At 62.5% G+C, this 11,194-nt stretch carries 14 protein-coding genes and 2 pseudogenes; 5 read left to right on the top strand and 11 right to left on the bottom strand.

The window, feature by feature from the left end:
- Window positions 1-96: 96 nt before the first annotated feature.
- Together IQ35_RS14700 and arsB are read left to right on the top strand one after the other, a co-directional pair.
- Window positions 97-402 (top strand): annotated as a pseudogene (locus tag IQ35_RS14700) (ArsC/Spx/MgsR family protein); the annotation flags it as partial.
- Between the two features lie 13 nt (window positions 403-415).
- Window positions 416-1,489 (top strand): ACR3 family arsenite efflux transporter, encoded by a 1,074-nt coding sequence (arsB, locus tag IQ35_RS14695; RefSeq protein WP_184204950.1) that lies wholly within the window; start codon window positions 416-418, stop codon window positions 1,487-1,489.
- Between the two features lie 129 nt (window positions 1,490-1,618).
- Here arsB and IQ35_RS21570 read toward each other — a convergent pair.
- The 3 genes and pseudogenes from IQ35_RS21570 to IQ35_RS21260 all read right to left on the bottom strand — a co-directional run.
- Window positions 1,619-2,059 (bottom strand): annotated as a pseudogene (locus IQ35_RS21570) (recombinase family protein); the annotation flags it as partial.
- Window positions 2,056-3,114: a site-specific integrase gene (locus IQ35_RS14685; protein ID WP_145074397.1), complete on the bottom strand. Its 1,059-nt coding sequence runs from the start codon at window positions 3,112-3,114 to the stop codon at window positions 2,056-2,058. The pseudogene IQ35_RS21570 and the gene IQ35_RS14685, both read right to left, overlap by 4 nt.
- A complete protein-coding gene (locus IQ35_RS21260; RefSeq protein ID WP_184204953.1) occupies window positions 3,111-3,290 on the bottom strand; it encodes a hypothetical protein in 180 nt (59 codons plus the stop codon). Before IQ35_RS21260 ends, IQ35_RS14685 begins: the two co-directional genes overlap by 4 nt.
- 35 nt (window positions 3,291-3,325) lie before the next feature.
- Between IQ35_RS21260 and IQ35_RS14675 the strand changes: the two genes are divergently transcribed.
- Window positions 3,326-4,183 (top strand): recombinase family protein, encoded by an 858-nt coding sequence (locus IQ35_RS14675; RefSeq protein WP_158636671.1) that lies wholly within the window; start codon window positions 3,326-3,328, stop codon window positions 4,181-4,183.
- 391 nt (window positions 4,184-4,574) lie between these two features.
- Here IQ35_RS14675 and lgt read toward each other — a convergent pair whose 3' ends face one another.
- Genes lgt through IQ35_RS14640 form a run of 7 tightly spaced genes read right to left on the bottom strand, consistent with a single transcriptional unit; the run spans window position 4,575 to window position 8,647 of the window.
- The gene (gene lgt, locus IQ35_RS14670; protein ID WP_082395462.1) at window positions 4,575-5,414 is read right to left on the bottom strand and encodes a prolipoprotein diacylglyceryl transferase; all 840 of its coding nucleotides are present in this window, start codon (window positions 5,412-5,414) and stop codon (window positions 4,575-4,577) included.
- A gap of 47 nt (window positions 5,415-5,461) precedes the next feature.
- A complete protein-coding gene (locus IQ35_RS14665) occupies window positions 5,462-5,848 on the bottom strand; it encodes a rhodanese-like domain-containing protein (RefSeq protein WP_054725933.1) in 387 nt (128 codons plus the stop codon).
- A gap of 36 nt (window positions 5,849-5,884) precedes the next feature.
- Window positions 5,885-6,634, bottom strand: a complete 750-nt coding sequence (locus tag IQ35_RS14660) for an MBL fold metallo-hydrolase (RefSeq protein WP_054725930.1) — start codon at window positions 6,632-6,634, stop codon at window positions 5,885-5,887.
- A 19-nt stretch (window positions 6,635-6,653) separates the two neighbouring features.
- A complete protein-coding gene (locus IQ35_RS14655; RefSeq protein WP_089216930.1) occupies window positions 6,654-7,433 on the bottom strand; it encodes a sulfite exporter TauE/SafE family protein in 780 nt (259 codons plus the stop codon).
- Window positions 7,430-7,873, bottom strand: a complete 444-nt coding sequence (locus tag IQ35_RS14650) for a DUF6691 family protein (protein ID WP_054725928.1) — start codon at window positions 7,871-7,873, stop codon at window positions 7,430-7,432. The genes IQ35_RS14655 and IQ35_RS14650 overlap by 4 nt, the downstream gene beginning before the upstream one ends.
- 4 nt (window positions 7,874-7,877) lie before the next feature.
- Window positions 7,878-8,303 carry a YeeE/YedE family protein gene (locus tag IQ35_RS14645; protein WP_054725925.1) on the bottom strand — a complete coding sequence of 142 codons (426 nt, stop codon included), beginning with the start codon at window positions 8,301-8,303 and terminating at the stop codon, window positions 7,878-7,880.
- Between the two features lie 2 nt (window positions 8,304-8,305).
- Window positions 8,306-8,647, bottom strand: a complete 342-nt coding sequence (locus IQ35_RS14640; RefSeq protein ID WP_235600759.1) for an ArsR/SmtB family transcription factor — start codon at window positions 8,645-8,647, stop codon at window positions 8,306-8,308.
- 224 nt (window positions 8,648-8,871) lie between these two features.
- Here IQ35_RS14640 and IQ35_RS14635 point away from each other — a divergent pair, with 224 nt between their 5' ends.
- The gene (locus tag IQ35_RS14635; RefSeq protein WP_054725922.1) at window positions 8,872-10,344 is read left to right on the top strand and encodes a multicopper oxidase family protein; all 1,473 of its coding nucleotides are present in this window, start codon (window positions 8,872-8,874) and stop codon (window positions 10,342-10,344) included.
- Window positions 10,345-10,536: 192 nt separating this feature from the next.
- Here the strand turns inward: IQ35_RS14635 and IQ35_RS14625 are convergent, their stop codons facing one another.
- The gene (locus IQ35_RS14625; protein ID WP_058818195.1) at window positions 10,537-10,734 is read right to left on the bottom strand and encodes a hypothetical protein; all 198 of its coding nucleotides are present in this window, start codon (window positions 10,732-10,734) and stop codon (window positions 10,537-10,539) included.
- 174 nt (window positions 10,735-10,908) lie between these two features.
- Between IQ35_RS14625 and IQ35_RS21930 the strand changes: the two genes are divergently transcribed.
- Window positions 10,909-11,190 carry an integrase core domain-containing protein gene (locus IQ35_RS21930; RefSeq protein WP_137405594.1) on the top strand — a complete coding sequence of 94 codons (282 nt, stop codon included), beginning with the start codon at window positions 10,909-10,911 and terminating at the stop codon, window positions 11,188-11,190.
- The last annotated feature ends 4 nt before the right edge of the window (window positions 11,191-11,194 follow it).

Here is an 11,194-nt window from a genome sequence, read left to right as displayed (position 1 = left end):
CCCGCTTGACCCACCACCCGCATAGCGGGACATACCTTCCAACCGGGTCACTTCTCGATGAAAATCCCGGGTCAACTCTCAGTGGAAATCAACAGCGCTATGCTGGAGAGCCTGATTGAACGGGCCGGGATCTCCCCGCGCGCGCTGCTGCGCGAGAAGGGCACACCCTATGCCGAGCTAGGGCTCGATAATCCGGACCTCTCTGACGCGCAGCTGATCCACGCGATGATGGAGCACCCGATCCTGATCAACCGCCCGTTGGTAGTCTCACCGCTCGGTGTCAAGCTGTGCCGGCCCTCGGAAGAGGTGCTTGAACTCATCCCGGCTGAACAACGCGGCGCTTTTGCCAAGGAAGACGGCGAGCAGGTGATCGACGCTGCCGGCAATCGCATCACCAGTTGATCCAGGAAAGATAATGACCGCACAGCCCAAGCGCGAACGTCTGTCGTTCCTCGACCGTTTTCTCACCCTATGGATATTCCTCGCCATGGCACTCGGCGTCGGGCTGGGCTCGACATTTGAGGGCCTGCCCAGCGCGATAGACAGCCTGTCGTGGGGCAGCACCAACGTGCCCATCGCCATCGGCCTGATCCTGATGATGTACCCGCCGCTGGCCCGCGTGCGCTATGAGGAATTGCCGCGTGTCTTCGAGGACAAGCGGGTGCTGGCGATCTCGTTGATCCAGAACTGGATCATCGGCCCGGTGCTCATGTTCGCACTCGCGGTCATCTTCCTATCCGACAAGCCTGAATACATGACCGGCCTGATCCTGATCGGCCTTGCCCGCTGCATTGCCATGGTCATCGTGTGGAACCAGCTCGCCAAGGGCGACAACCAGTATGTCGCCGCGCTGGTCGCGTTCAACTCGATCTTCCAGATCCTGTTCTTCAGCGTGTACGCTTGGTTCTTCCTCGCCTTCCTGCCGCCGCTGTTCGGCCTCGAAGGAAGCGTCATCGATGTCAGCTTCTGGACCATCGCCGAAGCGGTGCTGATCTATCTCGGTGTCCCGTTCCTTGCCGGCTACCTCACCCGCAGATGGCTGGCGAAGGCCAAGGGCAACGAGTGGTATGAAACCTGCTTCCTGCCAAGGATCGGGCCGATTACGCTGATCGCACTGCTCTTCACCATCGTCGCCATGTTCAGCCTCAAGGGCAACGAGATCGTGACGCTGCCGGGCGATACGATCCGCATCGCCATCCCGCTGACGATCTACTTCGTGGTTCAGTTCTCTATCAGCTTCTTCATGGGTAAGCTCATCGCCAGCGACTATCCGCGCACGACCGCTGTGGCCTTCACTGCAGCGGGCAACAATTTCGAGCTGGCGATCGCCGTCGCGATCGCAGCCTTCGGGCTCGCCTCACCGGTGGCCTTCGCCGCAGTCATTGGCCCGCTGGTCGAAGTGCCGGTGCTGATCTTGCTGGTCAATGTCGCCTTCTGGTTCGGGCGACGCTGGTTTCCCGAATCCGTCCCGGTGGAGCACCGCGCATGACCGAAGCAGCTTGTTCGCGTCAGCGTCGTTGACGACCAGCACCTTCTTGTCCTTGCTGCCCCGCCGCTCGGCGATCTCGACGCCATAGCCGTAGGGTGGTCGCGAGCCGTTCCAGAAGCCCTGACGGGCATTCTCCAGCATGGCGCGATGAACGTGTTTCGCGGTCTCCCGGCTCTGATGCTCGTCGAAGATGTGCAGCAGTTTGCGGAACATCTCGCCGGTCGGGTCCTGCCCCACCTCCTGCGTGATCGAGATCAGTTCGACCCCGGCCTTCCGCAACTCGCGGATATAGAGTTCGGAGTGCAGCGAGTCCCGGCTGAACCGGCTCAGGGAATGCACGATGACGAGATCGAAGGGTTTGTCCGTCCGCTTGGCGGTATGGATCATCTCCTGGAATACAGGCCGATCCTCGTCGAGCGCCGAAGCCCCCGGCTCGGAGAAGACCTGAACCACCTCGATGCCCTGCCGCTGGCACCATGTGCGGCACTGGACGATCTGGTCGGGGATCGACAGGTCACGCTCCGCCTGTCGGGCCGTCGATACTCTGACGTAAATTGCTGCGCGGGTCACGATCCTTCCTCCCGCAGCTTGCGAATAACATCGGAGTGCCGGGAGAAGGCGGTGAGGCTGGTCGCCTGATTGTAGAATTTCTGGCTCGAAGCCGGGGTCATGTGGCCGAGAAGATGCTTGGTCATGCCGATAAGTTCGGGGCGCTCAAGGGCAACTTCGGTGGCCGCGCAATCCCGGAACAGGTGAGGAGAAAGGTCTCTTCCGAAGTGCTTCCGTGTGGTCTTCGTCACGCGGATGCTGATATCGTCAGCAGGCATCCGGCGACCCTGGCGTCCGATCCAGAGCCAGCCTTCATCCGGGATGTCGCTGTTGAGCAGAACGGGTCGGACCCGATCGAGATAGGTGAAGACCGCCTGTTCGAGCCGTTTGGGCACATAGCCATCGAATGGGACGCCCTTCTTGGTTTCTTCGCGTGGGATCGTGATCCTGATCCCGAGGTCGTTGACGATCAGGTTATGACCGACCCGCAGGTCCGTGAGATTGCGACGGCGCACGGGGCGGTGGATGAGCAGGCCGATGATCAGCCCATCGCGATAGATCGGAGCGCCGCTGCGGTGGCCTTGTCCCAGCTTATCCAGACCGATGTCCATCAGCCTGTTGGAGAGCAAGACGATGTCGGCGATGCGCACCATGCGCGGCAGCTTGGGGCGCGAAGGCTTGGCGGTGTTAGTCATCCGGTGCGCGAGCCTGGTAAGCCAGTCCACACCATCGGGCGGTGCGCAGGCCCGCAAGACATAGGCGATACCCCGGACGGCGCCCGCGACCGTCCCTTCCGCGCGGCCGACACTGTATTCGATGATGAATGCTCTGATCAGGTCCCTCGTCACACGGTCGCACGGATGTGCTAAAGGATCGAGCTGGCCGTTTCTATCCAGCCAGCCGACCAGCATGCCATAGCCGCGTTCGCACATCTTTATGGTGGGCGGTCGCCATCCAGCGGCAAAGCCTGCATCGTCGTCGAACGGTCCGCTGGGTCGCCGGGCGGCCTCCCAGAAAGACCGATCGCGAGCAGGCCACTGATCGACCCGAAGCGGAGGGAAGGCCTGTTTGGTCACAGCAGGTCTCCCTCGTCGAAATCATCCGCGATGTTGCTGCCGGACGGCTTGGACGGCCTGGCCGCAGCTTTCGAACGCATCTCCTCGATCAGTCCATCGTACCGGGCAAAGGCGTCATCGGTCAGAAGGCCCTCGTAGAAGCGGATCGTGGTCTCGATCTTCTTGTGACCGAGCAAACGACGAGGCGCGCGTCGTCCGCATGATCTTCGATATGGCTGCAGGTGTGGAAGGGCGGCCCATGGGTGTGAAGGCCATCGCCACCTGGCTCAACGAGCGCGGCATATTGCGGCGGGGACGCAGGTTCTCGACCGGAGGTGTCCACGACATCCTGACCTCCACCACCTATCACGGCCTGCATCACTTCAACCGCACCGATAGCCGTAATGGTCGGCCCCGCCCGCCGTCAGAGTGGGTTCCGTTCGTGGTGCCCGCGATCATCGACGAGAAGACCTTCAACGCCGTGCAGGCGTTGCTACAGAGCCGGGCGCCGAAGCGAATTGCACCCCGTATCGTCAACTCGCCGATCCTACTCGCTGGTGTCGCCCGTTGTGGCCATTGCGGGGCGGCCCTCATCCAGAACACCGGCAAGGGCGGGCAGTATCGCTATTACTGCTGCTCGCGCCGCCTCAAGGAAGGTCCCTTCGGCTGCAAGGGGCTGCGCATGCCGATGGACAAGCTCGACGGAATCGTCATCGGCGAGGTGACGAAGCAGATATTGCAGCCCGAACATCTCGTTGGCCTGCTCAGCGACTATCTGCGCACGGCGCTCGAACGCGAGGACCGCAATCGTGATCGACTGCGTCAGATGCGCCAGGACCACAAGGAAGCCGAGGCAGGCATCGCCCGACTGCTGGAACTGGTCGAAAAGGGCCTGATGGACGCCGAGGACGCTTCGATGCGCGAGCGGCTGGTCAATCTGCGGTTCCGGCGCGATGAACTCGCCGATCAAGTATCCGACCTCACCCGTCGCCTCGCCATGGCCGAGCCAGTGATCACGCCCGCCAAGATCGAGAAGCTGGCGCTGCTCCTGCGCGACAAGCTCCATCACGGCCCGCCTGATCTGCGCTAGGCTTATGCCCGGCTGCTGCTCAGCGAGGTGCGCGTGAACGATAGGGAAATCCGCATCAGCGGCTCCAAAGCCGTGCTGGCACGGAGCGCCGCCGGGGGCGTGGCCAAAACCACGCCCGCAGTTCTCTCTTTTGTTCGAGAATGGCGCCCCGTGCAGGATAAACATAACGAATATGTGTCGCCGTTTGCACTACCTTAGAGCGGGCGGACGCCGCCGACGCCAGCCTGGCGCCGTCTCCCACAGCCATTGGCGCTACTGCTTAGGCGAGATATCTGGCCGCTAGGGACCTAATGTTCGGGGGGCGGAGCTACGGTTGAATCGATCGATGTTCAATCGCGTAGGTTGATCGCTGCCATTCCAGCGGAGCGCAGATCTGCCCGATGCGAGCACGTCACTGGCTTCGGGTAACTTGAGCCGGGTGATCGACTGACCGCTGCCATGCTGCGGCAACGAGGTAGATCCCTGCCGCAATCATAGGCACCGTGAGCCACTGACCCATGTGAAGCCCTGTTCTGGCTGCGAAGCCGACAAGCTGGGCATCGGGTTCTCGGAAGAACTCGACCGTAAATCGGGCCAGACCATAGCCGATGAGAAACACCCCGACGAGCATCCCCGGCTTGCGCCGCGCGTCGGTGAACCAGAACAGGAAGGCGAGCACGGCGAACAGGACCAACCCTTCCAGCCCGGCTTCGTAAAGCTGGCTGGGATGGCGGGCGAGACCATCATGGCTTCCGGGGAACACAATCGCCCAGGGCACATCGGTGGGCTTTCCCCAAAGCTCGCCATTCACGAAATTGGCGAGACGACCGAAGAACAGGCCGATCGGCACGGTGCAGGCGACATAATCATGGACCCGCAGCCATTCGAGGCCGTGTCGTCGCGCGAACAGGATCAGCGCGAGCGAGACGCCGGCGGCACCCCCGTGGAACGACATGCCGCCATCCCACAGCTTGAGGATTTGCAGGGGGTGGAGGATCATCTCGGGACCGTAGAAGATTACATAGCCAAGGCGGCCACCCAGGATGACGCCGAGCGTCGCATAGAATACGAGATCATCAGCCTGCTGGCGGTTCATCGGGGCCGCGGGTTGGGCCAGCAGCCGCAACAGATACCACCATCCGGCAATAATGCCGGCGATATAGGCGAGCGAGTACCAGCGGATGTCTAGCGGGCCTATGGAGATGGCAATCGGGCTCAATCCGAGGCTGGCAAATGCGATATGGCTATCCAAGGATTGTATCCTGCCAGCGAGGACGGGTGCTCGAGCGCGCCATGGGATTACTCCGGTGCGATTGAAGCGCCGGCATCCTTGAGCGCCGCGAACCCGCCGGGGACGTGGGCGACATTCTCCACGCCCATATCCTTGAGTGATTTTGCGGCAAGCGCTGAGCGGGCGCCGGACCCACAATAGAGCACCAACCGCGATCCGGCGGCGAGTTTGGGATTGTGGGTGGGGCTTTGAGGATCGACCTGGAATTCCAGAAGGCCGCGCGGGACATGTACCGCACCAGACACCAGCCCTGACTTCGCGACTTCACCTGGCTCGCGGATGTCAACGAACCGTACCTCGGGATTGCCGACAAGTTTGGCTGCATCCTCAGGCGCGATAGTTTCGACAAGGGCATTCGCTTCAGAAACGAGCTGCTTCGAGGTGCGTGTTGGCATCGACTTTCTCCTGTAAATGAACCTGTAGCGGATCGCTCAGCCCTGCTCGGACTTGCCGCCTATTTGGCGTAGCCGCTCCGGCAAATCTGTTGGGCAATCACCGCAAAGCTTGTTTGCCGGAACGGCAACGTCGATCTTCTTCGGGTAGGGAAGATCGAGAGCCGCCATGATCGCGACAAATTCCTGAACGGTCTTGCCGGCAAGGCGCGGGTTTCGCTCACGCTCCTGCGCCACTGTCGTGATGTGGCGATGATTGTAGTCGTGAGCGGGGAAGATCAGACCGTCGCCCGGCAGCGTGAAAATCTTCTGCGTGACCGAGTGATAGAGCGTGGCGGCGTCACCGTTCTGGAAATCGGTCCGCCCACAGCCGTCGATCAGCAGGGCGTCGCCGGTGAAGGCGCGAAGACCATCGGGCTGATCGACCAGGTAGGTATGGTGGGCATCGGTGTGCCCCGGCGTAAACAGCGGCTGAAGCTTGAGCGCGCCGACGGTCAGGGGCTGGTCCTCGGCGACGCCGACGTCAGCACACGGAAGGCTGTCCATGGCGGGGTACGCGATCTTGGAGCCGGTAAGGCTGCGCAGATAGCAGGCCGAGGTGACATGGTCCGCATGCACATGCGTCTCCAACGTATAGGCCAGTTCGAGATCCAGTTCCTGAAGTGCGGCAAGGTCGCGTTCGATCGTTTCGAGGACAGGATCGATGAGGACGGCTTTGCGCGTTTCCGGGCAGCCGAGGAGGTAGGTGTATGTCGAGGACTCGGGTTCGAACAACTGACGAAAGATCATGATCGGCCTCCAATGGTGCTTAGCTGCCGATCCCGCCCAGGCTGCGGAACAGCATGTAGGCGGCCACGGCCAGCAGGACGAAAGCGAAGATGCGGGTGAGCAGGCCCTTATGATCGGCGAGCCGGATGGCCGTTTGCATGCCGGCCATGCCGCCAGCGACCCCGCCAGCGATGAAGAAGCCGGCCACGCGCCAGTCCACGAGGCCTGACAGGGCATAGTTGAAGGCGGTCGCCGAGCCGAACGCTCCCACCGAAAACAGCGACGATCCGACCGCGTTGAGGATGGGCATGCCGCTGCCGAGCATGATGCCGGGCACAATCAGGAAGCCGCCGCCGATGCCGAAGAACCCTGACAGCAGGCCGGCGAGAAGGCCGATCACCACGAGCCGGACAGCGATTGGCCGCGTGATCCGCACGTCCGGATCGCCGCCGCCCGACTTGCCCCGCAGCATCGAAACCCCGACCACGATCATCACGCCCGCAAACAGCACCAGGAGGTGCTGACCCGCCACCATCTTGCCCAGGGTGGAGCCGACCAGAGCGCCGACGACACCCGATGCCCCGAAGACGAGGGCACAGGGCCACTTCACGGTTCCGGCCCGGGCGTGTTGGATCAGGTTGGCGAAGGCGTTGGCAGCGACCGCCAGCGCGCTCGTACCGATCGCGACGTGCGGGTCCTTCATGCCCACGACATACAGCAGCAATGGTAGGGCCAGGATCGAGCCGCCGCCGCCGATCACCCCGAGGGTGAAGCCAACGAGGACACCGGATATGAGCGTGAGGATGTCGACCAGTGTCATAGTGCAGCTCCGGCCCTAGCCGCACGATAGTGTTCCTGAATGGCGAAGAGGCCCATGCCCACCAGCATCGCCACGATGAACACCAGCGCCGCCGGCGCCCCGAGGCTCAAAGCAACGAGGGCTGGGCCAGGGCAATAGCCGACGAGGCCCCATCCAACGCCGAACAAAGCCGCGCCGGAGAGAAGCTTCTTGTCCAGGGACCGGGACGATGGCCCATTAAACGTGGCTGCGAAAAGCGGAGCCTCGCGCCTTCGGCCGAGTGCAAATCCCAAGGCGGAAACGATGACGGCTGAGGCCAGTACCAGGGCCAGGCTCGGGTCCCACGACGGCGCGGCGACATCAAGAAACGCCAGCACCTTGCCTGGGCTAATCATGGCGGAAACGATCAGGCCGAAGCCGAAAATGAGCCCCGAGGCCAGCGCAATGAGCAGCTTCCTCATTGTCTCAAAGCTCCACGACGTGCCGGGCAACGTACACAGTCGCAGCCGCCGTGATGAGGAAGACGCCGGTCGCGGCAAGCGAGCGGGGCGAAAGCCTCGCTATCCCGCAGACACCATGCCCGCTGGTGCAACCACTCCCAAGCCGAGTCCCAAATCCCACCAGAAGGCCGGCTGCGATCACGCCGGCGACTGGGGCCGGCGACGTGAGGTCCGGCAGCACGCCGCCCGCCGCCCGGTAAAGCAAGGGCGCAGCGAGCAGGCCGACCAGGAACATTCCGCGCCACGCCACATCGCCGCGGACGGGCGCAAGCACGCCCCCGACGATGCCACTGACTCCAGCAATGCGCCCGTTGGCGATCCACAGGAGGGATGCCGAGAGGCCGATGAGCGCGCCGCCCACGATGGCCGAAAATGGGGTGAACCCCTCCATCGTCAGGATTCTCCTTGTTCAGGATCGGCGCCAGCACAAAAGAGTGCGTAGAGTTCCGTCAGGATCGGCAGCACGCGTTCGGACGTGATGCGGTAGAAGATCGTTGTTTTCTCCCGCCGCGTGCCGACCAGGCCCTCGTCGCGCAGCGTGGCAAGGTGGCGGGACAAATTGGATTGTGTCAGCCCGAGGCGTTCGCCCAGTTCGGTTACCGACAGCTCCCCGCCGAGCAAGCTGCACAGGATCATCAGACGGTGCCGGCTCGCCAGCGAACGGAGGAACGCTTCCGCTTCGCCGGCCTTTTCCTCCAGAAGTTCTGGGGACATCTTAACGAGAGAAGGTCGCACGATTGCTCCAGACATCTTATATGCAACATATATGATGGATGAGCGTTCGATCAAGCCAGCTTAGGAGATTTCCCGTGCGCTACTATTTCGCCAGACTATCGCGGCATCCTTCGAGGAAAGTGGTCCTGCGCGCTATTGAAGCGCTAGAGCGTGGGCGACCAATGCCGATCGACAAGGCTGCCGGTGGCGCTTCCAAGCTGCGCTGCGCGCAGGGCCAGATTTAGATGCTCGATCGACGTTCACTGTTGGCCGGCGGAGCGGCACTGTTCGCCACCGCCGCTTGCTCGCGCTCCACGTCTTCCCTCGGCGGGGGCGGTGCAAACCCCCTCCCGATACCACCGCTCTTGGATGCGCAGCCTGGACGATCATTCGCGCTACAGGTCCAGTCCGGAACGACTTCATTCTATCCGGGCCGTCCGAGCGACACGCTAGGGTATAACGGCAGCTATCTCGGACCGACGATCAGAGTGCGTCGCGGCGACGATGTGGCGGTTGCCGTGACCAACCGGCTCAAGGCGGACACGACTGTGCACTGGCACGGGCTTCTGATCCCTGGAGAGCTGGATGGCGGCCCCCATCAGATCATCGCGCCGGGCGCGACCTGGCGACCGACGCTTCCGATCCGGCAGCCGGCAGCGACCCTCCTTTATCACTCACACGTCCATGGGTTGACGGCCGAGCAAGTCTATTCAGGTCTGGCAGGGGCGTTGCTGGTAACCGATGACGAAGAGCAGGGCTTGGGCCTCCCGTCAGAATATGGCGTGGACGACCTGCCCCTGCTCATCCAGGATCGCCAATTCGAAAATGGTCGCCTCGTCATGCCAGGCGGCATGATGGTCGCCATGCAGGGCCGGCGCGGCGACACGACCCTTGTGAACGGAGCGGTAAACCCGCTGGCGGCAGTGCCAAACCGGTTGGTTCGCCTGCGGCTCGTCAACGCATCGAATGCCCGGATCTATGAGCTGTCGTTTTCCGATCAACGAAGCTTTTACTGGATCGGAACCGAAGGGGGGCTGCTCGAACGAGCAGTGGCATTGGAATCCATAACCTTGGCGCCGGGCCAGCGCGGCGAGCTTCTCGTGGACTTCACGGACGGCAGGCCCGCCTCGCTGGTAACGGCGGCTGATACCAACAGCGCGATGATGGGCGGCATGGGCATGATGGGGCGTGGCGCCGGGAGGACCGATGCCGCGGCGCCAGCGACCGTGCTGCGGTTTGAGCCGCGGCCGTCGGGACAGGCTCGTGCCAGCGGCGCCGTGCCGACCCTTCTGGCATCACGAACTCGGCCCGATGCCAGCAAGGCGGTGCGCCGTCGCCGACTGATCCTCAACATGGGCATGGGCGGCATGATGGGCTCAGGAAACGGCGGTGGCGGCCTGACGATCAACGGCAAGCCATTCGACATTAATCGCATCGATGAGACGGTGAAGTTAGGCTCCACCGAAATATGGGAGGTGTCTGGCGAAATGATGCGCCACCCGATCCATATTCACGGCGTCCACTTTGATGTTCTCACCCGTGGGGGCGGTCAGCCTGACGTTCTCGACCAGGGGCCGCGCGACACTGTCGTCGTCAAGGAGCCGGTGGAGCTTCTCATCCGATTTGATCAGCCGGCCAAGAGCGCTCCTTTCATGTATCACTGCCATATCCTTGAACATGAGGATAATGGAATGATGGGCCAGTTCAGTGTTGCGTAGGCGGAGGCTCCCACTTCTGAAGAGTTTATGCAGCGTCTACCGTTCAACAGGAGAGCAACGTTGCCAAAAGAGCTTTTGCCGTATTTCTAATCGCGGTAACGATGCTGATGGGCGGCACCTCGCTAGCGGCAGGCCGATGACTGCTGCACATACAGGATCGCCTTGCGCTCGAGATGCTGAGCCCCGATCTTCTCAAAGATCATCGCGCATCTCCTGCAGCTCCGCGACGGGGCCGCCGTCGGCATGGGCGAGAAGCAGGCGCACGATCAATGGCGTCAGCGTCTGCCGCGTCGGCGCGGGCAGAGTCTGCCAACGCGGTGTCTGCGCGATCCCGGAACCGTGGGGCCTGGAGAACAGATCGAACTGAAACGTCATGGACTTGCGCGGCATGGAGACCTCCCCGATGTAAGTCGTGAGAGCCCGATGCTGCGCCTGAAACCAATGAAGCCGAAACCGGCCGCGTCGCCTGCAGCAGCTTCACCAAGGCAACCAGAGCGCCAATATTGACGCGGGGAGCGTGGTCGACACGCATCATGCTGCAAACCGCGCGGTCGAACATCCAGGCTGGGATCTCGAGCCAGCGATCGGCCGCCGATCCTGCGATGCTGCAACGGAAAACGCCGCACCCCGCGCGCTCGACTACTTCATGAATGTAAACCTGAAGCCCGGTCCAGGGATGCCACTGATAAAGAACTTCGCGAACGTCGGTCTCATGGGCGTTCCGTCGTCTCGTTGTACAACACCGTGCGTCCCCACAGCAGCCTCGGCGGCATGGCACCCGCCGAGTTCACCAACCGCCCCCGTCAGGGGAATGAGGACACCGAAGCTAACTTATCAGCGGCCTGAAAAC

The organism is Sphingobium wenxiniae, from assembly GCF_007830065.1.
In the GTDB taxonomy this organism is placed as follows: Bacteria; Pseudomonadota; Alphaproteobacteria; order Sphingomonadales; family Sphingomonadaceae; genus Sphingobium; species Sphingobium wenxiniae.
This window is presented reverse-complemented; position numbering and strand designations above follow the sequence as displayed.

Excerpts from the sequence above, each read along its gene's own strand:
- arsB (WP_184204950.1), top strand. The coding sequence starts at position 416 with ATGACCGCACAGCCCAAGCGCGAACGTCTGTCGTTCCTCGACCGTTTT.
- IQ35_RS14675 (WP_158636671.1), top strand. The coding sequence starts at position 3,326 with ATGGCTGCAGGTGTGGAAGGGCGGCCCATGGGTGTGAAGGCCATCGCC.
- IQ35_RS14665 (WP_054725933.1), bottom strand. The coding sequence starts at position 5,848 with ATGCCAACACGCACCTCGAAGCAGCTCGTTTCTGAAGCGAATGCCCTT.
- IQ35_RS14660 (WP_054725930.1), bottom strand. The coding sequence starts at position 6,634 with ATGATCTTTCGTCAGTTGTTCGAACCCGAGTCCTCGACATACACCTAC.
- IQ35_RS14655 (WP_089216930.1), bottom strand. The coding sequence starts at position 7,433 with ATGACACTGGTCGACATCCTCACGCTCATATCCGGTGTCCTCGTTGGC.
- IQ35_RS14650 (WP_054725928.1), bottom strand. The coding sequence starts at position 7,873 with ATGAGGAAGCTGCTCATTGCGCTGGCCTCGGGGCTCATTTTCGGCTTC.
- IQ35_RS14645 (WP_054725925.1), bottom strand. The coding sequence starts at position 8,303 with ATGGAGGGGTTCACCCCATTTTCGGCCATCGTGGGCGGCGCGCTCATC.
- IQ35_RS14635 (WP_054725922.1), top strand. The coding sequence starts at position 8,872 with ATGCTCGATCGACGTTCACTGTTGGCCGGCGGAGCGGCACTGTTCGCC.
- IQ35_RS14625 (WP_058818195.1), bottom strand. The coding sequence starts at position 10,734 with ATGCCGCGCAAGTCCATGACGTTTCAGTTCGATCTGTTCTCCAGGCCC.